At 43.3% G+C, this 24247-nt stretch carries 23 protein-coding genes and 1 pseudogene; 5 read left to right on the top strand and 19 right to left on the bottom strand.

Annotation, left to right across the window (positions count from 1 at the left end):
- Positions 1–225: 225 nt before the first annotated feature.
- Both J7E85_RS08915 and J7E85_RS08920 read right to left on the bottom strand, forming a co-directional pair.
- Entirely contained in the window at positions 226–837 is a 612-nt protein-coding gene (locus J7E85_RS08915; RefSeq protein ID WP_215156980.1) for a hypothetical protein, read from the bottom strand.
- Between the two features lie 504 nt (positions 838–1341).
- On the bottom strand, positions 1342–2226 hold the full coding sequence (locus tag J7E85_RS08920; RefSeq protein WP_215156982.1) for a LysR family transcriptional regulator: 885 nt from the start codon (positions 2224–2226) through the stop codon (positions 1342–1344).
- 107 nt (positions 2227–2333) lie between these two features.
- On the opposite strand from J7E85_RS08920, the gene J7E85_RS08925 reads away from it, so the two are divergent.
- Entirely contained in the window at positions 2334–3077 is a 744-nt protein-coding gene (locus tag J7E85_RS08925; RefSeq protein ID WP_215156984.1) for an MBL fold metallo-hydrolase, read from the top strand.
- 314 nt (positions 3078–3391) lie between these two features.
- Here the strand turns inward: J7E85_RS08925 and J7E85_RS08930 are convergent, their stop codons facing one another.
- From J7E85_RS08930 to J7E85_RS08950, 5 genes are all read right to left on the bottom strand, one after another.
- The gene (locus J7E85_RS08930; protein WP_215156986.1) at positions 3392–4024 is read right to left on the bottom strand and encodes a Vat family streptogramin A O-acetyltransferase; all 633 of its coding nucleotides are present in this window, start codon (positions 4022–4024) and stop codon (positions 3392–3394) included.
- A gap of 190 nt (positions 4025–4214) precedes the next feature.
- The gene (locus tag J7E85_RS08935) at positions 4215–5012 is read right to left on the bottom strand and encodes a sulfite exporter TauE/SafE family protein (protein WP_215156988.1); all 798 of its coding nucleotides are present in this window, start codon (positions 5010–5012) and stop codon (positions 4215–4217) included.
- Positions 5013–5352: 340 nt separating this feature from the next.
- Positions 5353–5613, bottom strand: coding sequence for a nuclear transport factor 2 family protein (locus tag J7E85_RS08940; protein WP_215156990.1), 261 nt, complete (start codon positions 5611–5613; stop codon positions 5353–5355).
- A gap of 2 nt (positions 5614–5615) precedes the next feature.
- Positions 5616–6503, bottom strand: a complete 888-nt coding sequence (locus J7E85_RS08945; RefSeq protein WP_215156992.1) for an RCC1 domain-containing protein — start codon at positions 6501–6503, stop codon at positions 5616–5618.
- Positions 6504–6894: 391 nt separating this feature from the next.
- The gene (locus J7E85_RS08950; protein WP_215156994.1) at positions 6895–7752 is read right to left on the bottom strand and encodes an SDR family oxidoreductase; all 858 of its coding nucleotides are present in this window, start codon (positions 7750–7752) and stop codon (positions 6895–6897) included.
- Between the two features lie 271 nt (positions 7753–8023).
- On the opposite strand from J7E85_RS08950, the gene J7E85_RS08955 reads away from it, so the two are divergent.
- A complete protein-coding gene (locus J7E85_RS08955) occupies positions 8024–8617 on the top strand; it encodes a TetR/AcrR family transcriptional regulator (RefSeq protein ID WP_215156996.1) in 594 nt (197 codons plus the stop codon).
- Between the two features lie 95 nt (positions 8618–8712).
- Here J7E85_RS08955 and J7E85_RS33935 read toward each other — a convergent pair whose 3' ends face one another.
- The 4 genes from J7E85_RS33935 to J7E85_RS08975 all read right to left on the bottom strand — a co-directional run bounded on the left by J7E85_RS33935 (position 8713) and on the right by J7E85_RS08975 (position 12384).
- Entirely contained in the window at positions 8713–9693 is a 981-nt protein-coding gene (locus tag J7E85_RS33935; protein ID WP_251035581.1) for a sigma factor, read from the bottom strand.
- Positions 9694–9818: 125 nt separating this feature from the next.
- Positions 9819–10622 (bottom strand): undecaprenyl-diphosphate phosphatase, encoded by an 804-nt coding sequence (locus J7E85_RS08965; protein WP_213646690.1) that lies wholly within the window; start codon positions 10620–10622, stop codon positions 9819–9821.
- Between the two features lie 208 nt (positions 10623–10830).
- Complete coding sequence (locus J7E85_RS08970; protein ID WP_251035582.1) at positions 10831–11664, bottom strand: squalene/phytoene synthase family protein; 834 nt, start codon at positions 11662–11664, stop codon at positions 10831–10833.
- A gap of 405 nt (positions 11665–12069) precedes the next feature.
- Positions 12070–12384, bottom strand: coding sequence for an ArsR/SmtB family transcription factor (locus J7E85_RS08975; RefSeq protein WP_215157000.1), 315 nt, complete (start codon positions 12382–12384; stop codon positions 12070–12072).
- Between the two features lie 156 nt (positions 12385–12540).
- Here J7E85_RS08975 and J7E85_RS08980 point away from each other — a divergent pair, with 156 nt between their 5' ends.
- Both J7E85_RS08980 and J7E85_RS08985 read left to right on the top strand, forming a co-directional pair.
- Positions 12541–13707 carry an MFS transporter gene (locus tag J7E85_RS08980; RefSeq protein WP_215157002.1) on the top strand — a complete coding sequence of 389 codons (1167 nt, stop codon included), beginning with the start codon at positions 12541–12543 and terminating at the stop codon, positions 13705–13707.
- Positions 13708–13752: 45 nt separating this feature from the next.
- Entirely contained in the window at positions 13753–14661 is a 909-nt protein-coding gene (locus tag J7E85_RS08985) for a pyridoxamine 5'-phosphate oxidase family protein (protein ID WP_215157004.1), read from the top strand.
- Positions 14662–14770: 109 nt separating this feature from the next.
- On the opposite strand, the gene ppsA is transcribed toward J7E85_RS08985, so the two are convergent.
- The 7 genes and pseudogenes from ppsA to J7E85_RS09020 form a co-directional block, all read right to left on the bottom strand.
- Entirely contained in the window at positions 14771–17425 is a 2655-nt protein-coding gene (ppsA, locus tag J7E85_RS08990; RefSeq protein WP_215157006.1) for a phosphoenolpyruvate synthase, read from the bottom strand.
- 313 nt (positions 17426–17738) lie between these two features.
- Positions 17739–18479: a metal-binding protein ZinT gene (locus J7E85_RS08995; RefSeq protein WP_215157009.1), complete on the bottom strand. Its 741-nt coding sequence runs from the start codon at positions 18477–18479 to the stop codon at positions 17739–17741.
- A 231-nt stretch (positions 18480–18710) separates the two neighbouring features.
- Complete coding sequence (locus tag J7E85_RS09000; protein WP_215157011.1) at positions 18711–20054, bottom strand: FAD-binding oxidoreductase; 1344 nt, start codon at positions 20052–20054, stop codon at positions 18711–18713.
- Between the two features lie 176 nt (positions 20055–20230).
- Entirely contained in the window at positions 20231–20611 is a 381-nt protein-coding gene (locus tag J7E85_RS09005; RefSeq protein ID WP_215157013.1) for a VOC family protein, read from the bottom strand.
- A pseudogene (locus tag J7E85_RS09010) lies at positions 20611–20888 on the bottom strand (ArsR/SmtB family transcription factor). The gene J7E85_RS09005 and the pseudogene J7E85_RS09010 overlap by 1 nt, the downstream one beginning before the upstream one ends.
- Before the next feature lie 143 nt (positions 20889–21031).
- Positions 21032–21493: a phage tail protein gene (locus J7E85_RS09015; protein WP_215157015.1), complete on the bottom strand. Its 462-nt coding sequence runs from the start codon at positions 21491–21493 to the stop codon at positions 21032–21034.
- Positions 21494–21571: 78 nt separating this feature from the next.
- Positions 21572–22051, bottom strand: a complete 480-nt coding sequence (locus tag J7E85_RS09020; RefSeq protein WP_215157017.1) for a GyrI-like domain-containing protein — start codon at positions 22049–22051, stop codon at positions 21572–21574.
- Between the two features lie 111 nt (positions 22052–22162).
- On the opposite strand from J7E85_RS09020, the gene J7E85_RS09025 reads away from it, so the two are divergent.
- Positions 22163–23125 carry a helix-turn-helix transcriptional regulator gene (locus J7E85_RS09025; protein WP_215157018.1) on the top strand — a complete coding sequence of 321 codons (963 nt, stop codon included), beginning with the start codon at positions 22163–22165 and terminating at the stop codon, positions 23123–23125.
- 409 nt (positions 23126–23534) lie between these two features.
- On the opposite strand, the gene J7E85_RS09030 is transcribed toward J7E85_RS09025, so the two are convergent.
- Positions 23535–24203, bottom strand: coding sequence for a phosphotransferase (locus J7E85_RS09030; protein ID WP_353049480.1), 669 nt, complete (start codon positions 24201–24203; stop codon positions 23535–23537).
- Positions 24204–24247: the final 44 nt, after the last annotated feature.

Here is a 24247-nt window from a genome sequence, read left to right on the forward strand (position 1 = left end):
TACGACACACTACCTTGACTGTCAAGGTAGTGTTTTAATTATATTACTTTGTCGAATTCACTTCTTCGTATGCCTTTAAAACACAAAAAGCCGCAACGATGCGGCTTTCAATGTCTATATGTTCTTGACCTCAGACAGAACTTAAACAGCAGATCCAGTGTCTTTTTCGAGCCCCTTGCATGATTCCCGTCTCTTCTGGAATAATCGGTGCGGAAACCTCATTCATTATGAATCGTTTTGAACCGTAGATAACGAAACGAGAACCGGACCGGCAAAATCCGAAGCCTCCTCGCCTTTGGGATTGTGAAGGCGGAACAGGAATGCGTCGCCTGTTTCAGACTGCCACACGATATAATCGTCAATCCCTTCACCACTCGAAGTTTGTAGGTAGAGCTCGGCGGAACCCAGCGGATGCTCAACGAGCTCTCCACTAAAATCGGATACTTCGCCGAACTTTTCCAATTCCTTTTTTCCTGCAGCTTTAAGCTGCGTTAGGTCATAATTTGCAGGCAGTGACTTAATATCAACATAGTATTCTGGATCGCTGCTGAGAAACAAACGTCCTTCGGCAGCGTCGAAAGCAAACTTTTCGAATACGTATAAGGAAAAGCCCTCGCCTTGATGCAAGGTGGCTGTAAGTGACTGGTTACCCTCACCCGTCATCAATTCAAAGTCTTCGCTCTGGGGACGCGTCCCTTCGGAAGCTTGCTCGTTCTCGGTTTCAGGAGCCGTGACCCCTTCATTGGCAGGTGTTGATACTTCAGGCCTGGCGGGAGGCTCAGCTGCTCCAGAGCATGCCGTAAGCATTAGAACCATGACGAACATCGAAATTTTCATAAATGCAGAGCGTCTTGGATACACGTTGGATCACGCCTTTCTGTATTTAAGTTCAATTACGTTTCAAGACTGCACTTGATGATCAGACAGCCACTGATTTCACGATATTGCAATCGGTTAGAGTCATTGAGTACTGTTAAGGCAACATCGTTTTGTGTTTCATCACATTAATATGATCTAATATGGGTTATTACCCAAGAAAAGGTTTAGAAACGCAAAAAGTGAAAGCTAGTGTCCTGCTAAGCTCTCTTCTTGAAATCCCTCCTAGGCTTGTTGCCGTTATATGAACATACAACGGTTAAACGCCCCTTTGTTAGATATTTGTCGACATTAAGCAAAGGCTATGGGCTAACACGGTCGGCGCGATTTCTTTCAAGTGGTCGTAGATAAGCTCGTATCTGTCCACCTTTTATTTAGATAGACGTGACCACTCCATGTTAAGTTACGCCCACTACCCGTATAGTTCATTAAGTTAAACTGCTCGTTAGCATTCCAATCAGCTTTTTATGAGCGATCGGAAACCATAATCTGTACATAATCCGAAAATCGTTTCGTCGCCGGTGTGAGATATCCGCCTCGCTTCATGACAAGGCCGATATCGCAGCAACTTCCCTCATCCTTGATCGGTAGCCATACCAACCCGTTTAGCATCAAACCGTTTGTCTTAGGGAGTATCGAGACACCGAGCCCTGCCGCCACAAAGCCCGCTACAGTCATCAAGTCCTCCGCTTCATACGCAGCAGTCGGTGTAAATCCGACCTGTTGGAAGCAAGTGTTCAGCGTCGTTTTCAGCCCACAGTGATGTTTTACTTCCACATACGGTTCGCTTTCCAATTCCATTAGGCTAATATCCTCCCGCTGCGCAAAACGATGAGTGAGGGGAACAACCACATACAAAGGAACTGTCCTCATCGGAATCCACTCGTAAGCGTCCGACCCCAACTTCGCTGATGAAATCAGTAGGTCGCATTCTCCGTTTTCCATCCGATTGCTAATGAATGTGTGATTGCCTTGCACCAACTCGAATCTGATCTTCGGGTAACGTTGTTGAAAACCGCGTATGAGCTTCGGCACGAGCTCCGCACCAAGTATATTCAAATAGGCGATACTGACGATGCCCGAATCAGGATTAGAGCATTCTTCTAGCGTTTGTTTACCCCTCTCTAGTTCGAGTAGCGCACGTTCTACGGAATCGGCAAACATTCGCCCATATCGGCTTACTTTAATGTTCCTTCCGCTGCGTTCGAATAACGGCACTCCCAACTCATCTTCTAGTTTTGAGATCGAATGGCTTAGTGCAGGTTGCGTAATTGCTAAAGCTTCTGATGCCTTCGTCACATGTTGGAGTCGAACCACGGTTAAAAAATAGGCCAGTTGAGTCAGTTCCATCTTTTCCAAACCCCATCCATTATTTTAATTCATGATTATGATAATTATTATAAATTAGACGTAATAAATCTATCAAGAGTAAGCTTATAAATAAGGAGATGATGATAATGAAAGCAACTGCTGGAGTGGAAACGATTGAAATCACAACTAATTTTAGAGGTAGGCCGGAAGTGTATCATCCTACATTAATTTGGGACGATCATGAAGCCATCCTGGTGGACGCCGGAATTCCGAATCAATTGTCTGTTTTCAAAGAAGCGATGACGAAAGCGGCGATCCCATTTGAAAAACTTAGTAAAATTATTATTACTCATCAAGATTTGGATCACACTGGAGGTTTGCCGGAAATTCTGAACGACTTCCCTCAAAAAATCGACGTACTGGCTACCGCTGAGGAGAAGCCATATATCCAAGGTGACCTAAAGTTGCTTAAAGTAACACCAGAGTTTATCGACCAACTTAGTGGTCTGATCCCAGTTGAGGCATCACCGGAAAGACGCAAAGCCATCCTTCAAGTGTTTGAAAATCCACCAACAGCAAAGATTGACCAAACCGTAGCTGACGGAGATGAAATCCCTATGTTCGGTGGAATTACAGTCATTCATACCCCGGGTCACACACCCGGACATATTAGCCTTTATCTTAAACAAAGTAAGATCCTTATTGCAGGAGACGCTTTTATGATTGAAGAGGGGAATTTCGTAGAGCCTGATAACTGCGTTGATGTGGATTTGGCTAAAAAGTCATTGAAAAAATTCATCTCCTACGATATACAAACCGTGATTTGTTATCATGGAGGCATTTTCAAGGATAACGTTAATCAACGCATCCTTAATTTAGCGAACAGCTAGAAACCAAAAACGTGTGAAGTTCCATAAAATTAGAAACCAGAGCCCGCAAACCTGCGTGGCTCTGGTTCAGTGCTGCCAATGAAGGAGAATCAGTTGCCGCATTTCAGTAAATATGAATGTAGCAGTAAGTAGATAAGCAAAGCAAAAAAAGGTCAACCCAATTATGGTGGCCTTTCATTACTTGTAGATCGTTAATTATTTATGGGTGCTCGCATTGTGAGCCACTACTGTATCCTTCTGTATAAGGACGAAAGGCTTGGTTTTCGGGTTACGGGATTTTCCCGAGAATGCCCTATTTTGCTCATAATGAGCTATTAAATCCCCTTGATTTTTGTCAGATCCCCGCTGCATAGAGTTTCAAGATTATCAAATATCTTACGAACAGGCCAATCCCACCATTTAATGAAAAGGAGATAATCGATGAGTTCGTCGTCGAATCTTTTCTTAATAATTTTGCAAGGATTCCCGCCTGCAATATGGTAAGGGAGAACATCTTTTACCACAACAGAATTGGCTGCAATGATTGCTCCATCGCCAATATGTACACCGGGCATTACGGTCACATTTTGACCGATCCATACATCGTTTCCAATTACAGTGTCGCCTTTAAGGGGTAAGTCTGCCAGTGTCGGAGTCACTTTCTCCCAACCATGGCCCATAATGTTAAACGGATAGGTAGTGACACTGTGCATTCTATGGTTTGCACCATTCATTACAAATTCAATACCCTTTGCTATTGCGCAAAACTTTCCGATAATCAGCTTATCTCCAATAAACTCATAGTGATGTGTGACACGCTCTTCAAACTTTTCAGCACCGTTGATGTCGTCATAATATGTGTAGTCACCGATCATAATATTTGAGCGTGTTACTACGTTTTTAATATAGCATATACTTTTAATTGCCTCATTTGGGTAGATTGCATTAGGATCAGGTCCATATTGCATATAAAAATCCCTCCTTCGTGTTTTCTAAATAAAGAGACTACAGCGCTCTACTAGATTATTACTAATATTTATTATACCTCGATTCTGTATCAAAATATCTCGATGAGGGCCGATACCAAAGACAAACTTTTACGCCAAGATCCATTATATTGCCGAATGGTTCATCGAACAAGTCATCCTGTTTGATGGGTTATTCTATAATCATCGTAACGACCACGATGATAAGTAACCATAAATAAATTCTAAAAAACAAAGTATCTGGAATTTTCTGAGCCCACCTTCTCCCGATTGGTACTCCGATCAGCCCCCCAAGCGAAAATCCAATCAATGCAGGTATATAAATAAAACCTATGGTCAAATCTGGCATGCCAGCTACCTGTAATCCTGAAGCAAGATAAGTGGATGCACCGACAATAGCGACAGGCAGACCTAGAGGTGTAGCTAAAGCGACCGCATGCAGCATCCGCATCCCATATTTTCTAAGGTATGGGATCGTCATAACGCTACCTCCAATCCCTAGCAACGTTGAAATAATGCCAATGAACGACCCAATAACGAAACGGGACATGCGTCCTGGCAGAGGAGAGATCGGGAATTCATCGTTGTTATTCGCTGTTTTCTTGAACAAATTAGATATAATGACATAACAAAGTAGCATAATAAAAGCAAATTTGAGCAATCCACCATCGATATAGCGGGCCAACAGCCCGCCGATCAGAGCGCCTGATGCGATAAAACCAGCTAATTGTTTAAATACCATCCAATTGATGTTACCTTGCTTCCAATGATTATAGGTGGAATTCGTTGAATTTATAATCATGACTGCCAGTGATGTCCCCACAGCTGTATGCATAACATATTCTGCAGAAACAACGTGAGGAAGGAATACATATAGAATTGGGACGACAACGAAGCCGCCACCTAGGCCGAAAAGGCTGGATAATACGCCGATAAACACCCCGATGAAAGTAAACACAATCAATGCCATGATACTACTTCCTCCTTTAAGTCAGCCCGCACTCATCGCGAATGACCCGCTCTCGCCTAGGTCCGACGGACTGTCGTAATCGGTACCCTATCTCCGACTCGATTTGTTCAACAAAATCCCTTGCAGCTTATACAGTTATGACTCCTATTTGAATTGGCTTACAAAATTAATGATAATGAAATAAGGCGTATTATAATAATTGATATTTGTTATACTCGATATAAATAAAGGTAATGGTTATGCGAGCAAAATCTGGGGTAGTATCGCGTCTTTTATTGGATTTGAGTCAGCTGAACCAGCGAAAAGCAGCCGATCACATTGATCGGCTGCTTTCCTTTATTTATGCAAAGCTCATCACTAATTCTCTTTGGATCTTATCTCCAGTTTTTAATCCGTTCGGCAAATCAACGGCCAGTATCCCTTCATAATCAATTATCACTTCTATTTTGTCGTCAATAGCACTACAATTTACTATCGTCTGACGGCGACCAGAGAAAATCTTAGTCGACTTTTCCGCGATCTCTCTAAATTCTTGAGTACCATTGGTCTCCAGGTTAACTTCATCATTCGAGAAATTTCTGAGCAGTATATCCTTATGCAAAACTAATTGCCGGGTAGTTGGATGTTAGTCCAAGTGTTTACATCGCATTGGCCATATTCATTATCACCCACAGCCATCACCGTGCCGTCCGATTTAAGTCCGATGGTATGAGCGCAGCCCGCCGCAACTGCTACAATATCGCACCAATCACTTACATTGCATTGACCATACTCATTCCAGCCCACAGCTGCCACCGTACCGTCCGACTTAAGCCCGATGGTATGAAGACTACCCACCGCTATTGCCACAATACCGCTCCAGTCGCTCACATCGCATTGGCCTACCTTATTTTGACCCACAGCAATCGCCGTGCCATCCGATTTAAGCCCAACGGTATGAAGATAACCCGCCGCAACCGCCACGATGCCGCGCCAGTCGCTTACATTGCATTGGCGATACCTATTATTACCCACAGCCATCACCGTGCCGTCCAATTTAAGACCGATGGTATGCCAGTCACCCGCTGCGACCGCCACCATATCACGCCAGCCACTTACATTGCATTGGCCTTCATTATTTCGACCTACAGCCACCACCTTGCCATCCGATTTAAGACCGACGGTACGACGCCAACCCGCCGCAACCGCTACCATATCACGCCAGCTGCTTACATCGCATTGGTCATACTTATTCCAACCCACAGCCGCCACCGTGCCGTCCGATTTAAGACCAATGGTATGAGCATTACCCGTGTTCGTCGCCATATGAACATTACCAGCCGCAACCGCCACCATATCGCGCCAGCCATTTACATCACATTGGCCATATTTATTATCACCCACAGCCATCACCGTGCCGTCCGATTTAAGACCAACGGTATGACGACGACCTGCTGCTATGGTATCTTTGGGAATTGCCCATATCTTGCTCAAAAGATTCCCCTTTTCCATGAAGGTTCTCCCCCTTGTTTTTTCTTTCCAACTTCAATCATACAACATTCACGCAAGTGCTAAGGCATAGCCTGCACACCTTTGATTGTTCGTAATCTCAAAACTAGAAAGCTTAGCTAGCGCATAGAATAGACTGAAATCTTTGGCAAAACGTAATATCCCCAACTTGGCCCCATCCATCACGACCAGATATCGCCGTCTTTTGAATGATCCAGGAGGATTCGCTTTTTGCGCATAGGTAAAAACTTTAGACTGCTAATGATCCAGTAGTCGATTGTCGTTCCGACATCTCATTCCTAATCAAAAAAAATGACCGGGGTTCGACCGGTCATTTTCCATTATATGATTCGGTATTTATTTCACTGGTGTATAAAGACCGACTATACTCCCATCATTGAGAAATCGAGTCTTTTAAAAAATCCGTAAAATTCACTGGAGATCTGCCAATCAGGTTTTCCAAAGCGGGATTGGTTTGCGAGAAATCTCCTTGTCGACTTGCCTGAAACATACCCGTAAGCATGCCGACCATCGCTTCCGGCAGTCCTCGGGACATTAAGTGGTTTCGATATTCATCATCCGACACGACAATTCGCCGAATCGGTCGATCCAAGACCTTGGAAGCAATCGATGCGATTCTACCCATGTCAATCGCTTCGGAAGCCGTAAGGTGAGGGGTCATACCGTCATATCTCTGCTCTGTCAAGATGACCGCTGTGGCTTCAGCCAGGTCGGAATGGCTGGTCCAGGCAACAGGACCATCTTCCGGAGCAATCAATTCCCCTGTTTTCAAGGCATCACCCATCCACATCATCGCTGATGCGGCATAAAAGCCGTTTCGCAGCGACGTGAAAGCCATTCCCGAAGATTTTAGCATCTCTTCTGTAGCAGCATGAACGTTCATGGGAGGAAAATGCGACGTTGCAGATGAAAACATTTGGCTAGTGTACAGCAGTCGACTAACACCCGCTTTCTTTGCCGAGTCGATTGCGGTTTGATGCTGACGAACAGCAACTTCTCCCAAGGAGTGGGACGAGATAATAAGAACTTGAGACGCTTCCTCAAAGGCGTGTAGAAGACTTTCGGAATCATCGAAATTTCCTTGCCGGATACGAACTCCTCGTTCTTTTAGATCCTGTGCCGTGTTCACATCACGGACACTTACACCAATATCCCCGGCAGGAACACGCTTGAGCAGTTCCTCTACGACCTTCCGGCCTAATTTTCCATTCGCTCCTGTAACAACAATCATTTCTATACTCATCCTTTCGTTTGCAAATCAGATAAAGAGTTTGCCATACGATTTTGTTTGTGCAATCATAATCGTATAAGTGCGTGTTAACAAAAGTCGCTGAAGACACAAACAGATCAATGGATTTTAAGTGAGTTTTTGAACAACCTCTTAAGTAAAAGATAAAAGGATTGAGTTATGCAAACAACCAGCAAAAAGCTGTTTTTGTTGTGTTCCCAACATTTTTGCCCTTTTGTCTGTTATTTGAGTTTGAGAGAAAGAGGGGGATAAAATGTCGGTAAATCCCGAGGATCCGCGTGTTAAAAGAACCCGTCAATTGTTCGTGCAGGCTTTTAACGATTTGGTTGGGAAAAAGAGAAACATCTATTCCATTTCTGTGCACGATATCACGAATCAAGCAACCGTAAATCGAACAACATTTTATGCTCATTTTCAGGATAAATATGACTTTCTTGAATATTGGATGACGGAAAAGTTCCAAAGGACTATAAGGGATAGATTGCCGGAACAAACAAGATGCAATGCGGACAATTTGCGCATCCTTATTCAAACCATATTCGATTTTCTTGTGCGGTTTCAACAATGTAGTACGCCGGGAGACAAGCAGTTAGAAGCGATGTTTGAAAATGCCATGCGTCAGGATCTTCATCGACTTCTGCTTAAACGGGTAAATGAAATGGACACACAGGGCTTTTCGCAAGAAAAATTGGAAGCTGCTGCACTCGTTATCAGTTGGAGCATATTCGGATCGGCTTTGCAGTGGAGCCGGAACCCTCAAGATCGTTCATTGGAAACGATGTTTGAAGAAGTCATTGAGGTTATATCGGTCAATTTGGCCCCTTTCTGGGAGCAAACAACCAGCTAAAGATACACTCTCGTTCAATAAAAAAAGCCGCGATTTACGCGGCATCATTACCATATCTCCGGAGCGGTGTATCCTGACCGCCAGCTGTTATCAGCCTATATACTTTTTGCGGCTTCCATTAGTCGCTCTTTTGTCATCGCAGGCGAATCGCTGCCTAACCGATATAAGATCGCCTGCCCCTCTTTTTCGATCATCCAACTGATTTCTTGGTAGACATGGCTATCGGTATATACAAATGAATCGTTTATTAAATAATGGGCAGCGTGTCCATTCAGCTCCATTTCTTCATATTCAGCTGAAGATGGGGCTAACGTCTGTATTTTCACTTTGGAATCGCGAGGTGTTTCCATGACCAAATACAGCGTCTCTTGATCTGAATTGCGATATACGGTGGTGTACGATAACAACGGAAACGAGGTTGGAATGGAAGTTTTTCTCCATATATAATCTTTTCTCGACTCTTCGCTCTCGGCCTTCAACTCTTCAAGCAAAGCTGCGATATCCGTCTCGGAACCCGCATAAGCGCCAAAAGGAGACAGCTCCATTCCTCCCGTGAACCTATACGTTCCAAGCAAGGAGTCTGGAGGCAACACATCAAAATGACGGTCCGTTAATGCCTTTCTCCATGTATCCAGGTCCTCATTCACGTCCGGTTGTGAGACAGGAATGAACGGCAATCTCTTGACGTTATCCAAATCGGTTAAATAGACGACAGCGGACTCTCCCGGGTTCAACTGGGCTTTCACCTCATTCCGGGCCTGACGGATGCTGTCGAGCTGAGTTTTGCTCAAGCTTAAATCCTCTAACGTTTCGGCGGACATCGTCATATTGCCTTTCGTCTCTTCGAACAGCAGCGTCCAAGAACTGAATTTCTGCTCCAGCTGATAATTGTCCAGGCTCTTGAACAATTCGATATACACCTCGCTCATAATATCCGGGACATCGTGCTTGTTGGGAGCAAGATAATAGATTAAACCGAAAGCCTGATCACGCGTTAAATCATAAATTGTTTGGAACGCTTCTTCATCTCCCTGACTCATCCGGATGAGCCAAGGTTTGATATCCATTTCATTCATAGGGCCGGCCTCCATTTAAGGACTTACACCTGATATTGGCTCTATTGCCCAATAAGGTTCAATTTGATGTCAAAAAAGAAAAAACGCAGCTTTCCGGCTGCGTTTCATCTTATTATGCTAGGGCCTTACAGTATGACGATTAAATAGAAGAGCGCTGCTAAGACAAAACGATACAGAGCAAACCATTCCAATCGAAGTCGCTTAATCAGTTTGATGAACGTCACTACTGCAATCATGGCCACAATAAAGGATGTCGTAAAGCCAATTAACATTAGAAAGAGATCGTCAGCATTCAGCAAATCACGACTATCGTATAAATCTAACAAGCTTGCGCCAAACATAACAGGCACAGAAATAAGGAATGTGAAATCTGCGGCGGCTTTTTGACTAGTACCAAGCAAAAGTCCGCCGGAAATCGTGGACCCCGATCTTGAAAATCCCGGCCACAAAGCCAAACATTGGAACAGGCCAATCCCGAAAGCTTGTTTGTAATTAATCCCATCCATCGTATCAGCGGTTTCAGTTCTCCTGCTCCGTGCTGCGACGATCATCAACAAGCCACCGGCTACCAGACCGATCAAAACAGGGGTTGGGCCGAATAATTGGCTTTTTATTGTGTCTTTGAAGACAAGATATAGGATTAATGCTGGTAACATAGCCAAAATCATATGAATAACATTTAATCCTTTACTTTGGGAAAAATCCATTCTAATCAGATTAGCCCCAATCTGCAAATACCTTTTCCAATAAAGAATTAGAACTGCCATGACTGCACCCAACTGGATCACAATTTTAAAAGTTATTGCAGCGTCTCCCTCAAAGCTAAGTAGATGGCCTGCTAAAATCAGATGTCCAGTAGACGATACCGGTAAAAATTCAGTTAAGCCCTCTATTATGCCAAGTATTATTGCTTTAACTACATCAGTCATCAATGGATGTCCTCCTTCGGAAAAAACTCGTTCAAGCCTTTTCCAGTATAAGGTAGACGTCTATATATTCCCATCGATTAACCTAACAATATTCCATTCCGTATGACATTCTTGTCACATTGCTCAAAAGGACAGAAGAACGAACAGAAAGAAGCCGATATACCATAGCTTACGGCTCCTTATCCAAGTCTAACTATGCACAATTACATTATCCAGTCACACGATTCACAATTTTTAGAACAGTATCCCGCGTTAATTTGCTTCCGCCCGCAGAAATGAGTTTGACGGTAGCATGAGCTAACGCTAATGGAATCTTGCAAAATTTTAACGCTGGACCATCCTTCAGGTCTGCGACATAAGAATCGGCGATTTGTAAATTACGGCATGTGTACTGGTGCATCTCATGAAATCCCCAACCATCAGGAAAGAAGTCAACACCACGTTTAAGATCCTCATCTCTATTTCGGAGTATATTTACCGCTTGTAGTCCTCTTCCGAAGGCAATCGCCTTCGTTAGATCAGATTGCGTCCCGTCATGCCATAACCAAAGTTCTGATAACATCTCTCCAACCATACCAGCCACGCTATAGGTATATCTGTCCAGATCCTCTTCTGTATGAATGTTCCACCCGTTCTGAACCCATTCAGACATATGTAACGACATCTTGGCGATGTAATGATTTACGATGGCGACTCCGGAAGACGGACACAGAAGTACCCATTTATCTAGCTGCATCGTAACTTCCGGTAATACCGCCCGATAAGGTGATAGTAATCTTCGTGTTGCTTCCATAACTTCCATAACATCCTGGGACTTAAATATTTCAGAAATCCCAAAAAGTAATTCAACTTTCAATTCGTCAGTGAGTTCATGATGATCTTCGATTTCGTCTATTGCTCGCATACATAGATAGGCAGATGCAACTGCCTCCCTTATTCCTAATTCCAAATAGCTTATGGGTATATAAAAAGTACGGCTCGTCTTCTTTAACATGGACATTGCTTCATTCAGGTCGACGTTATTTATGAGTACTCCCTCCAAGTATTCGTTCAGTTTTAAAATTACTCATTGCTTTATTATGATAACATACGTTGATATGGTCAATCCAAATACAATAATTTGGCTTTGTGTTTTGATCCGATTCGACGATAAATTTGACGAACTTATATACTTAAAGCAAAAAAAGCCGCAATTTATGCGACTTTCAAAATCTATTTAGTCATCACTTTTATTCTACTTTACCCCCTCTTTTTTCTAACTCATCTCCAATACATTTACGATGGAAATGCAAATTCAGATTGAGCCATAACGACTCTTTTTGGTGCAAACTCACTTTTCACAAAAACATTACTCATACAAATTTCTCCTTTACAAAAAAACTCAAGGGAACGGTTGTGGTGTTCTTCCGCTGCTCCATTGAGCTTTTTGTCATTTTCTACAAAAATCCTACTCGATGAGCTCCGGTTTCACATTGAGGACGATCCCCATCAAACCAGGGAATAGTTGTTCTAGATCCTCCATTCGTAATGAATAGAAATGTTGTGTCCCATCGATCCTGAGTTTAGTCACACCTGCCTCCCGAAGGATTTTGAGATGATGAGTTAATGTGGATTTTGGCATTAAATCTTTAAAAACTGCACAGTTCTGCTCGCCGAGTTCATGTAGCGTTGAAACCATTTGTATACGCCTAGGATCACTTAAAGCATTTAAGATCGGCAACAATCGAATATCATTCACATTAGGTTGATAAGGTTTTCTCATAGCGAGAGCATATCACAAGAAAATCTTATTTTCAATATCCTAAAATACCAAAAGATTAGTACAATAGTTTTTTGTTGACAATAAGGTCGATGATATGGTTTATTTCTATTGTACTAAAATATTAGTACATAAATACTAAACAATAGGAGTGGAAAAATGTCTCGTTACAACTCATTTATTATCTTCATTCTGGCATTCGGTGTATTTGGTATCATTAACACCGAGATGGGCTTTATTGGTATTCTGCCTCAGCTGGCCGCCCGTTTTGACATTCCATTATCACAAGCGGGTTTACTTGTCAGCTTATTTGCTCTGGCCGTGGCGATTTCTGGACTGTTTATGCCCTTGCTTCTCTCGGGAATAAACAGCAAAGCATCCATGTTACTTGTCATGGGACTATTTTCAATTGCTGGGTTTGTTTCCGTTTATGCACCGACCTTCGAGGTGCTTCTCATCGCGAGAATTATCCCGGCCTTTTTGCACCCTGTTTTCTTCTCGGTTGCTTTCGTCGCAGCAGCTAATTCCGTAAGCAAAGAGTTCGTCACACGCGCGAACTCCAGAATATTCATGGGTGTCACTGCCGGGATGGTCATCGGATCTCCCATCGCTACTTTGCTCGCGGACGTTCTAACGCTGCAGGCATCCCTCTATTTCTTTGCCATCGTTAATGCGATTACGTTTATTGCCATCCTGATCTTTATTCCGTCCATGCCTGTAAAAGAAAAACTGACGTATGGTTCTCAATTAGGAGTGTTACGCAAACCTGTTGTGTGGATCAGTATCATCACCATGATTGTATTAAATGCTGGAATGTACGCGACTTTCAGCTTCTTTGCAGAGTTTCTAGATGGAATCACTGGCATGTCCGGAAGACAAATCAGCCTTATGCTGCTGGTTTTTGGGGCCACGGGATTCATTGGCAATATTTTATCAGGCATCTTGCTGAACAAACGCGCGATGCAAACGGCATTGGTTTATCCGATTATCTTCGGGATCGTTTACCTGCTGATCTATATGTTGGGAGATTACTCTATCCCAATGACCCTATTGATTGCTATATGGGGAACGTTGTATACGCTGGGGCTTAATCTCTGCCAGAACTCGATAACTACCGCAGCATACGAAGCGCCTACATTTGCGAATGGCATGTTCATTGCGTTCGGGAATCTGGGAATATCTTTCGGAACCTTTGTTGGCGGGGCATTCATCGCCGATTTCGGGACAAGATCGATTATCTGGGCAGGGATCTTGTTTATGGTTCTGAGTTTTGTGTTTATCGCTGTTCGTGCATTCCGCTACACCCCAAAGAAAGTACACGCCTAGGAGATATTTAAATGATTCTGTAATCCATGAAGGAGGGGTCAGTCGATGAGCGTATTCCACGAGGGTGAGCGCATGGTTCAGAAGAGAATTGGCGTGCAGGCAACCGCCGATTTGATGGGGAGAATGATTCAATCTGTTATTCCTCAAGGATTCGATGTGTTCCTGGAGGAGCAATCCATCGTGGTCATAGCATCGACGGACGCGGCATGTTCCTTGTGGGCGTCTCTGATCACGGGATACCCGGGCATGATCCAAGTGAAGGATCCGAAGACGATAGAGATACATACCCAGTTTGTGTTGCAAGATCCGTTTATCTCAAATATTAAACATAATGGGAATGTAGGCCTCATCGTTATTGACTTTGAACACCAAATTCGGATTCGAATTAACGGGAAGGCTAAGTTCACGGACGAGAATGCTCTAAGAGTAGATGTCGAACAAGTTTATGGGAACTGTCCGAAGCATATTCAAATGAGAAGCCTGACACCGAGTGATCGTAGACTCGGACCTTTACAAACATCCGGAAGACAAGCGAAACTGACCCCGGAACAAGCCCAATGGATTAGAGATGCGGATACGTTTTTTATTGCAAGCAGCGGTCCCGAAGGGAAAACGGATGCTTCGCATCGCGGGGGCAATCCGGGCTTTATACAAGTGTTGGGAAATGACACGTTGGTTTTTCCCGACTACAGAGGGAACATGCAGTTCAATACGCTTGGCAATATTCAGATCAATCCCCATACAGGAATTTTGTTTATCGATTTCCATATGGGCAGAACACTCCAGCTTACTGGACGTTCAACAATCGTTTGGGATATTTGGGAGGAAGAAAAATTGAGATTTCCCGGGGCACAGCGTTTGGTGGAATTTCGAATGGATGGAGTCATCCAAACAGAACACGTCATCCCATTTGACTGGAACTTATTGGGCTACTCTCCTTACAACCCAAGGTGATGACTTTTTGAAGAATAAGCAATTATGATGGTAAAAAAGGTTTAAGAGGCGATTTACTCCAAGTAATTCTACTGGGAATAAATCGCCTCTTACTTCACCTATTCAGTCATTACAATATTTCGATATACCCTTCTGTTCCATGCACGCGAATTCGTTGCCCATCTTTTATCAGCTTGGTGGCATTTTCCACCCCGACAACGGCTGGTAAGCCATATTCACGCGCGATAACGGCTCCATGGGTCATCAGTCCACCCACTTCGGTGACCAGACCTTTTATGGATACAAACAAAGGTGTCCAGCTGGGGTCAGTAAAGGAGGTGACTAATATATCTCCATCATCCAGATCCGCATCTTCCATGTTTAAGATGACACGTGCTCGCCCCTCTATAACTCCGGAAGAAACAGCGAGACCTACAATCGCTTCGGCTGGAAGATTTTCTCGTTTGTACTTACCTGCAATGATTTCACCATCCGACGTGATAACACGTGGGGGAGTTAGTTTTTCATACAATTTGTACTCGTCTTTTCGTTTGCCGATGATCTGTCTGGTCGCAAGCTTCGCTTGCTGCTCGACCATGCAACCCGGGTCATCAAGTTTACTGGTGCGTACGACTTCGTGAAGTTCTTCAAACGTGAGATAATATATATCTTCTCTTTCATGAATAACGCCCACTTGCACGAGTTGTTCGGCTTCTTTCAATAAAGCCTGCTTATAAACGAAGTAGCGATTAACCATGCCGTATTTGGGATATTCCCGATAACCGATGAAATTCCGGACAAGGTCGATCATTCGTTTGGTTTCTTTGGCTTTTTGTTCACCTTCCGGCAATTGCTTCAATCGCTCTAATAGTTCTTTTTCTTTTTTTAAAGCCTCCTGTTGCCCCTGCTCAAATTTCCGGCCGCTTTCATTAGGTTCGAAGTTTTTGATGTTACCTAGGATCAACGGGACAAGCGTAATGGGTTTTTCGCTCCAACGAGTTCTGGTGATATCGATTTCTCCGGCACAGCGCATGCCGTATTTGCTGAGATAAGTATAGATCGCGTCTTGGGTTTCCTTCCCGCCTTCCAACTTAACCAGTTCATCCAAAAAGTTGTCGTCTTTGACATGTTGTAAATAATCAATGACTTCCGGATAAGGACGGATCGCATCTGCGACATCGAGTAGCGCCAAACCCATTTCCGAAGTAATATTATGTGGTACAGATTGAGAAAGCGTGTCTGCCGCGTTTTTTTCACCTAGCCACTCGTTCATTTTTTCATTGATCCATGATGAAGCATTCATGGCAGCCATAAACACAGCCGTACTTTGTGGGTCAAATAAGATCTTCTTTAATTGCTGAATATCTTCCAGGATAAAATCAAACAAATCCGATCCAGACTTCGTTTGGATGTTTTGTTTTAACTCTTCGATCGATGTTTGACTACGCTTAATCAAATCAGAAACGATTGTCGGATCGTTTTCGAATTGTGGTTGAGCACTGGCAGGCGGCATACCTTTATTGCTTTTACTTGGACTCGATTCTTTTTTATCGTTTGGTAATGGTTTAATGAAATCTCGATCTATTATGATCATAAGCGCGTCTTTTAAGAGCGGATCGTGTTGTCCCATGCCATTTAATAAAAATTCTCTGCTGTCAGGTGATGCCAGATTATGTGTGACATCAACAAATAACCTTCCACCAGCTTTACGCATGGGTGCAGCAGTCGTCAACAGAAAAAAAGACAATCCCAGTGGTTTTATGGGATCCGTCATCATTTGTTGATGACCAACAGATATATAAACGTGATTTTCGTGATCGCTCGCTTCAGGGATGGGGTATAAAGTCGTTATGGGCCGACTCTGGACAATATAAAACATGTCATCGACTAGGCACCATTCGATGTCTTGGGGCTGGCCGAAATAAGCTTCGATCTGTCTCCCGATGCGTGCCAGTTCTAAAATTTGCTCATCCGTAAGAGTTTGCAGCTTTTGCTGATCGGGATCGATTTGCTTTGTTTCTGTTCCGCCTTCTTTTCGTCCATAGATCGCCAATGTTTTGGTAGCTATCCGCTTCTCAACGATTTCTCCTTCCCGTACTTTGTAACCATCGGCAGATACCAAGCCAGAGACGAGTGCTTCTCCAAGTCCAAAACTGGCATCGATGGATAGCAACTTTCGGCTTGAGGTCATCGGATCAGCGGTAAATAAAATTCCCGAAGCCTGTGAGAAAACCATCCTTTGAATGACAACGGATAAATAAACTTGGCGGTGGTCAAATCCATTTTGCATCCGGTAGATCACCGCGCGATCCGTGAATAGGGAAGCCCAGCATTTGCTGATATGCTGCAAGATGGCATCGACGCCAATGATGTTTAAATAGGTGTCTTGTTGACCGGCAAAAGAGGCATGTGGCAAATCTTCAGCAGTCGCACTGGAACGCACGGCATACGCATGTTCCTCGCCAAACTGGGAGAGATAGTGGGTAACTGCTGTCACGACATCGGATGGAATTTCTGTTTCCATCATGGTTTGACGAATCTTCCTGCTGATTTCACCAATTTGGTCTCGATCTTCTGTTTTTAACATGGTTAGTTGACCCAGCAAATCCTGATACGTTTCATTTTGTTCGATGGCTCTTTGATATCCCACGGTTGTAACACAAAATCCTTCGGGAACCTGTATTCCTTCAATTTTTGATATTTCTCCTAAATGAAACCCTTTTCCGCCAACGAGCCAAAGCTGCGTTTTTTCCATTTCCTGAAAACTGAGAACCAACGAACTCATTCAACATCTCTCCTAACCATTAAATTGAGAAAAAAATATTTGACAAGGTTTTTCAGGCATGGTACAATTAAATTGTAAGATAAGATATTAATGTCTAAATCATCATTGTCAGACGTGATCCGATTATAGCATTGTGTCTGTTTATATGCAATATCAAAGAACCTGGTTAATTACCCTGGTTCTTTTTTTGATGACCCGTCATACCTCCAAGCATAACTTCATGAACAGCCAAAAGACCGCCATGACGGCGGTCTTTTCGTGATCCAGGCAAAAATGATGTACTCTAGAATGCCGATATCGAGCATCGCAGCGGTTAGTGTGCCATCATTTCATGGGCAATGCTATGGCCATCCATTGCGGACGGGTAATAGGTGGGCCAATTCGTAACCTCTTGAAGTAAAGCCTCGCGGTCGTCTCCCCAATATAAATGGAAATGGTCAGACTTGGTTGGCGTGATGCTATGGTCGCTAAATTGAATGTAGCGTGGCAGTCCCTCGATGTCTTCAATTGACTTAAATATGTAACGGACCCCGCGGTTACCTGCTTCGTAAGTCAGTATTTCGTATCCATCGGCTTGGTATTCGACCGACTGCTCCTGACCATTCGTGAAAAACGTGACAGTGTCACCTTCGATGACAATACGTTCCGTATCGGTCTTGTAGCCGACTTCATAATATTCCTTGTACGCTGCCGCCGTCATTTTTTCGGTATCCTCCGCTTTGTGCACAAACACCTCATCCAGTGTTCCATCCAGCAAGTATGGATAAACCGATTGCCAGTCTCCTTCCCAATCTGACAGTGTGCGATGCTGGATTAGGCTGTCATCAAAGAACCCCTTGTAGATCGCTTCTGCTTCCTCATCATGATCATGATTGTGGTTGTGGTCATGGTTGTCCTCATCATCATGACTATGGCTGTTGCTGCTTTCATGAGTACCGCTGTCTGCCTCAGTCTCATTGATAGGACGATTCTCATTAGAATCAGCGCTTTGACACCCTGCAAGCAATAACCCCAATGCTACTAAAATAACTCCCATCCCAAGCTTAAGTTTCATACTTAATCCCTCCATTTAATAGTAATCATTACGATTAAGGATTATACGGTGGAGATTTGCCTTTGTCAATGTAAATCGTAATAATTACGAAATAAAAGCGAACTCAAAGAAAGGACCATCCCACAAAGGGCGGTCCTTCTGGTCATAAACGATGATCAGCGTCTTGTTGCTTATTTACCTCCCCTACGATTTTTACACCATCTGAATCCAAACCATAGCTGCTCTGTTTCTTTAAGCCGGTGGAATGCTCTGCGGATTGTTAAATACATTTTTTGGATCGTATTTCGCTTTTACTTTTCTCAATCTGGCATAGTTCTTTCCATAATAAACCGGCCCTGAACATTTTATGCCTTGATCCGGAACGTTAATATAGGACCCTACAATATAAGGCTGCAGTTTCTTCCTGGTGTTTCTGGCTAAGGCAATATTTCTGGCCGCATGAGATGGCTTCACCCACGAGCTGTTCCATTCGACATAAAATTTAGCTTTTCGCCAGTAGAATGCAGTTGCTTTTGGTGCGATACGGCTTACAGCCCCACCCCAGTTAAGGAAGAAGAAACCGGCCGGAGTCCCTCCCTCTGCTGTTTCTAGAAACTCACGCATGATCTTAAAGGCTTTATCCGGGAATGGGCGTCTGCCGAAGCCGCTTGAGAACTGATTGCTAAATTTTTGGGTAAGAACTGGATCTGGGGCTAGCAAAAACTTCGTGGCTTCCCTGTATGGCAGCAACAGAATGGTTTTTTGAGTAGGCGTCCCCACGCTAAGAATAGGCTCTAACTGGCGGATGGCCTCGCTTTTTGATCCCAGGTACACCCCCAACATACTGACATTCCCGCCTTTTTTGGGACCGATGCTTAATTCGCTGCCCAACTTGGTGCTGGCGTTAGGTGCCCATACTTGCCACTTTTTTACGACTTTTTCGAACTGCTCCCATGGCCAGATGATGCGGAATACGGTAGCGTGGGCTGGAGCGCGCAGTGCTTTTAATTTATATTTGGTATATATGCCGAAGTTACCGCCACCGCCGCCGCGGGTAGCCCACAGGAGGTCGGAGTTTTGTTTTTTGTTCGCCCGTATGACTCTTCCTTTAGCATCAACCATTTCGAGTTCGACCAGGTTATCGCAGATGAGGCCTGTCGTTCTTTGCAGCGGCCCAATTCCCCCGCCAGGTGTGATTCCGCCGATACCAACCGTTGGACTGTCACCAAATGGAGCCATATAGCCTTGCCGCGCCAACTTATCTACAATTCTTCCTACCCGATTACCTGTCTCAATTACAGCAGTGCCACTTTTTTTATTCAACTTAATGTTCTTCATTTGGCTAACGTCGATGACAATGCCTCCATTAACCTGTGAAAGGTTGGTCTCTAGAGCATGCCTTCCGCTTCTCGGACGAATAGGGACATTATTTTTACGTGCCCATCTTATGGCATTGGCAACATCCTGTGTTTTTTGAGCGAAGACAAAAACTTTAGGGAATCTGTCCGTATGTGGATCCCAATTCTTACGAGCGGCTTCATAACCAGGATCACCCTTAAAAATCACTCGCCCTGTAAGCTTAATTTCTGATTTCACGATCTATCCAACTCCTTATTAATAAATGATCATACTTTTCATCAACCAATTAGGCAGGTTACATATAACGTATGAAGGAGTTCGATGTCGCGTATGGGCTGAAGCTGATAAGGTTTTATATATTGTTTTGGGTATAAAACAAAAAAAGCCGCGGATTCCGCGACTTCTTATGCGTGTTACTTTTGCACAATCTGAATAAGGTTGCCACATGTATCGTCGACAGCTATTGCGAGTTCGCCCATTTTCGTCGGCTCCATCGTAAACTTCACGCCTTTTTCCACTAATCGTTTATATTCTTGATGAATATCCGCAACACCAAACATTGTCGCTGGGATCCCATCGGCAAATATCTTCTTTTGATAATCCTTGGCAGCAGGATGGTCATTCGGTTCGAGTAAAAGTTCGGTACCGTCTTGCTCATCGGTAGAAACAAGCGTTATCCACCTAAATTCTCCGACAGGAACGTCCTCCTTTTTTAGAAACCCCAGCTTTTCTGTATAAAACTCCAGTGCCTTGTCTTGATCTTGTACGAATATACTGGTAACAATGATCTTCATTATTCTATCCATCCTTTCAGCAAATTTTTAAGTGGTTCGTTGTTGAATATAACTACTCGATATTTTCCCTTTCGTTTGATTTTACGAGCCCTGCATCTTCTAATGTAGAAAGATGTTTGGCTATCGCTTGTCGCGAAATGGACAGGTCGTGCTTCATAATGAGACGTACCGTTAGTTCATACAACGTAAGCTCGTTGCGTTCGGATAGTTCGTCTAAAATAAGCCGCCGAGTCGAGTCTCCTAGTGCTTTGAATATAGCGTCTTTGTCCCAATTCATATATCCATGCTTAACCAGCCAATGCGAGGTCGGACTATGCACGTCATGAGCGATTGGATGAAATGCTGCAAAAAGCAAAAAACACGCCGCAAGGCGTGTTCCGCGAGTTGTGTTTACTTTTCGAGCTACTACTAGTGAAGACTTTAATATTCTCCCTTAATGACGAAAAACGAGCCTCGAATCGTTCCAGCTAATTTAGACTTCTGCCTGGCAAACTTAAACTTCCCTTCTAACTCCGGTGGTACCTCCATCCCCTCAGAAAGCTTAAAACCAACGGCCCGCTTCTTAGGGTCATCAACCGTATACATGACATTGAGCGCAAGACCATCCTCATAAAAGACGTAGGCAAACTTAATATTCTCCACTTGAAAACGCGATGTTTCTAATGGTTTGGCCCCAAACTCAATATCACGTTCTTTTAAAATTCGGTTTACATAATCGAGGGTCTCCTGGCTTTCTCTTGCCGGTACAACCGTAAATTCATGCTTGTATTTGTTCATAAAGTAACGGGCTTCATTCGCTCGTAAACCAGCAAGCGCGTCTGCTACGGGGGAAGATTCTAAACCAACCGTAGACACATTTTTAAAATCAACGATATAGGACATATTCATCCCTCCTAAAAGTTTTGTGAGCGTTACTTCTTAGAACCTGCTTCGAGCAAAGCTTGCATCGGAAGCGTCCACTTATTTCCTAACAACGGGAATCCATACTTCACCAAATACTAGGCCGTTTCGCTCCCCCATCTCAACAGTCGCGTTTGGCCCACCAACATAGGCAAAATTCTGTGCTTCCGGCAAAACTTGTCCAAAGGCAATGCCAGTAAGTGTATTACTCAACTCTTCCGCCGTCTTCCCTTCCCCTTTAACAACAAGGTATTCCCCCTTAGGAAACTGAATAATCCTGGTTGCTTCGGGTAGCGATGCCTCTGTCATAACACCAGCATAATACATCATCTTGTTATTAACCGCTTCGTTCACGGCAAAAATGTAGTCATTTGCGGCGATGGTCTTCAGAGTATCAAGCCTACCATCTTGTTTCACAGCCTCCCAAAAGTCTGCTTTCTCTTGGTTTATGCCAGCATAGTCTGTGTAATCGCTCTGCAGCTCAGTTCCAATTCCTAAAACGATAAAGCTGTCTTTTTCCTCAAGTGTAAAATTTGTCATATTCAAAACCTTCCTCTTTTTTAAATTTATCAAATGATTTGTCTTTTCACTTGATGGGTTTATAATATCCTTAAATCGTGTCAAAAAATGATACTGTTTAGGGGAGGCCCTATGAAAAAAGTTGAACGGATCAATATCATTATGCGCTATATCAATAATCGTGCCCACTTTACTATATCTGAAATCATGCAGGAATTTAATATCTCTCGCTCAACAGCGATTCGAGATATCAGAGAAATTGAAGCGATGGGGATGCCACTTGTCGCTGAAGTTGGGAGGGATGGGGGTTATTTTGTCATGAACAACTCTGTCCTGCCCACAGTCCGCTTTACCGATAATGAAATTAAAGCTCTGTTTATAGCCTTTATGGCTACAAGAAATCAACAACTTCCTTATCTCAAGAGTCGTCAATCTTTAGCTGAAAAATTACTAGGGCTCATCTCGGAAAACCAGCAAGATGACCTTGTTCTGTTAAATCAGATATTGCTTTTTGAAGGAACCAATCCTCATAACCCCGACCTTCTTGATCTGTCTGACCTGCCCCATCCGATGTTAGAAAAGCTCATTCAGATCCTGCTTTTGGACAGATATTTATGGCTATCCATCAAAGAAGAGAAGGTAATCAAGTCTTATCCCATGTATCTCTTGCATCTTTATCGTGAAAAAAGCTTATGGCTAATTGAAGGTTTTGACTTGGAGGAAGAAAAGAGGCGGATTGTACCTGTTGACAATCTCACCCATGTAGAACCATACCCTACGAAAAAAAGAGTAAGTAAGAAAAAGATATTAGAACAACTAAGTAAGCAGGAAGAAGAAATCAACCTTGTCCTTGATCTCGGTCCAAAAGCGATTGCCCAGTTCAAAAAATACCATCCTTTAAAGTTTTCAGTTTCATATACGAATCCTTACCAAACCACAGCCACCTTAAAGACTTTTATCAATGTTCATCATTCAGAAGAATTAACCGAAATAATCAATTGGCTGCTTTTCCTTGGTGGAGATATCAAGGTCAAAGAGATACCAGATGAAGTCTTAGAAGGTTTACAAGAGCGCTTAAGCTTATACTTCCCATAAGCAGAGCCTGTGAAACGCCCCCTTCAGCGATACCCTTCCTGATGTCTTTCTTTGCAAGCAGCATTCATAAAAAAATCCGCTTTAAAAGCGGATTTTAATGAAACTATGTTCTTGTCTTCCGGCAGTTCTTCTGTTGTCAGAGGACAAGAAATTATATCCCTAGAGCTATTCTCTATGCTCCTAAATCTCCAACTTAATTTAAACCCTCAGTGGATATTATTATTAATTGTCCAACAAAAGCAACAGCTCAGCAAGCCTAACTACAAATACCGGCCAAAAGAAGGTTTATTCGATAATTTTCCTGTAATAATAAAGCAGTCGGATCACAAACTCCGGCTGCTTTATTTATAGAATGGTTTGCTTATTTTAATGGCTGGGAATCGTTCCCTTATCAAAGCCTACTGAAAGACTAAATCTTTCGTTCCTCATACTCAAAGGGTTCTTCACAAGAGTAAATGTCATGAAAAAATCCTTCATACGGGATATCGTCTTCCATGCATTTTATAAGATACGACAGTCCTTCGTCACACTCCGGCTCCTCACCGTTGTTCTGCATCACCTCGAATGCATCAACAATATTTTCCATGACACACACCTGAATAAATAAAGACAACTGATCCAACATCGAATCTTCGATCGTGGTCTCGGATCTGTACCCCGCGAGGACGGTTTCAAAATAATCATCCATAAACTTTTTACGTTTACCGGCGTCTGGTTCAAATTGGATCCAGCCCACTCCGTTTCCCCAGACACTGGCCAAGTCAAACATATACCAACCGAAACATGAATTATCGAAATCATATACGTTGATTTGCCCTGTATCAAAATCTATTGAATAATTCCCATCGTTGTAATCAAAATGGATCATACCAAAAGTCTCTTGGTTCCTGTCCAATCCTTGTAGAGTATTAAGGAGCTCTACCAGCTTCTCCTTAAGCTGAGGTAAGGACTCAGGAATCAGTTTATCGATATATTCGGCATTGAATTTGTCAAAAAAATGATGCCGGCGATGGACAGGTGTATACCCTTTTGATATGTGGTGCATTTTCCCCAGGACTTTACCGCAGTCTAAAACCACTGATTTCAATACTCATCAGTGGTAATCAAGAAAATGAGATGACC

Origin of the sequence: Paenibacillus sp. ISL-20, from assembly GCF_018613005.1 — a bacterium.
Lineage (GTDB): Bacteria > Bacillota > Bacilli > Paenibacillales > Paenibacillaceae > Paenibacillus_AQ.

Coding starts and splice junctions, on each gene's coding strand:
- J7E85_RS08980 (WP_215157002.1), top strand. CDS start 12,541: ATGTCTCGTTACAACTCATTTATTATCTTCATTCTGGCATTCGGTGTA.
- J7E85_RS08935 (WP_215156988.1), bottom strand. CDS start 5,012: ATGGCATTGATTGTGTTTACTTTCATCGGGGTGTTTATCGGCGTATTA.
- J7E85_RS08930 (WP_215156986.1), bottom strand. CDS start 4,024: ATGCAATATGGACCTGATCCTAATGCAATCTACCCAAATGAGGCAATT.
- J7E85_RS08920 (WP_215156982.1), bottom strand. CDS start 2,226: ATGGAACTGACTCAACTGGCCTATTTTTTAACCGTGGTTCGACTCCAA.
- J7E85_RS09020 (WP_215157017.1), bottom strand. CDS start 22,051: ATGACAAATTTTACACTTGAGGAAAAAGACAGCTTTATCGTTTTAGGA.
- J7E85_RS09005 (WP_215157013.1), bottom strand. CDS start 20,611: ATGAAGATCATTGTTACCAGTATATTCGTACAAGATCAAGACAAGGCA.
- J7E85_RS09015 (WP_215157015.1), bottom strand. CDS start 21,493: ATGTCCTATATCGTTGATTTTAAAAATGTGTCTACGGTTGGTTTAGAA.
- J7E85_RS08945 (WP_215156992.1), bottom strand. CDS start 6,503: ATGGAAAAGGGGAATCTTTTGAGCAAGATATGGGCAATTCCCAAAGAT.
- J7E85_RS08965 (WP_213646690.1), bottom strand. CDS start 10,622: ATGACTGATGTAGTTAAAGCAATAATACTTGGCATAATAGAGGGCTTA.
- J7E85_RS33935 (WP_251035581.1), bottom strand. CDS start 9,693: ATGAATGAAATGGATATCAAACCTTGGCTCATCCGGATGAGTCAGGGA.
- J7E85_RS08915 (WP_215156980.1), bottom strand. CDS start 837: ATGAAAATTTCGATGTTCGTCATGGTTCTAATGCTTACGGCATGCTCT.
- J7E85_RS08955 (WP_215156996.1), top strand. CDS start 8,024: ATGTCGGTAAATCCCGAGGATCCGCGTGTTAAAAGAACCCGTCAATTG.
- J7E85_RS08925 (WP_215156984.1), top strand. CDS start 2,334: ATGAAAGCAACTGCTGGAGTGGAAACGATTGAAATCACAACTAATTTT.
- J7E85_RS08985 (WP_215157004.1), top strand. CDS start 13,753: ATGAGCGTATTCCACGAGGGTGAGCGCATGGTTCAGAAGAGAATTGGC.
- J7E85_RS08950 (WP_215156994.1), bottom strand. CDS start 7,752: ATGATTGTTGTTACAGGAGCGAATGGAAAATTAGGCCGGAAGGTCGTA.
- J7E85_RS09025 (WP_215157018.1), top strand. CDS start 22,163: ATGAAAAAAGTTGAACGGATCAATATCATTATGCGCTATATCAATAAT.
- J7E85_RS08995 (WP_215157009.1), bottom strand. CDS start 18,479: ATGAAACTTAAGCTTGGGATGGGAGTTATTTTAGTAGCATTGGGGTTA.
- ppsA (WP_215157006.1), bottom strand. CDS start 17,425: ATGAGTTCGTTGGTTCTCAGTTTTCAGGAAATGGAAAAAACGCAGCTT.
- J7E85_RS08975 (WP_215157000.1), bottom strand. CDS start 12,384: ATGAGAAAACCTTATCAACCTAATGTGAATGATATTCGATTGTTGCCG.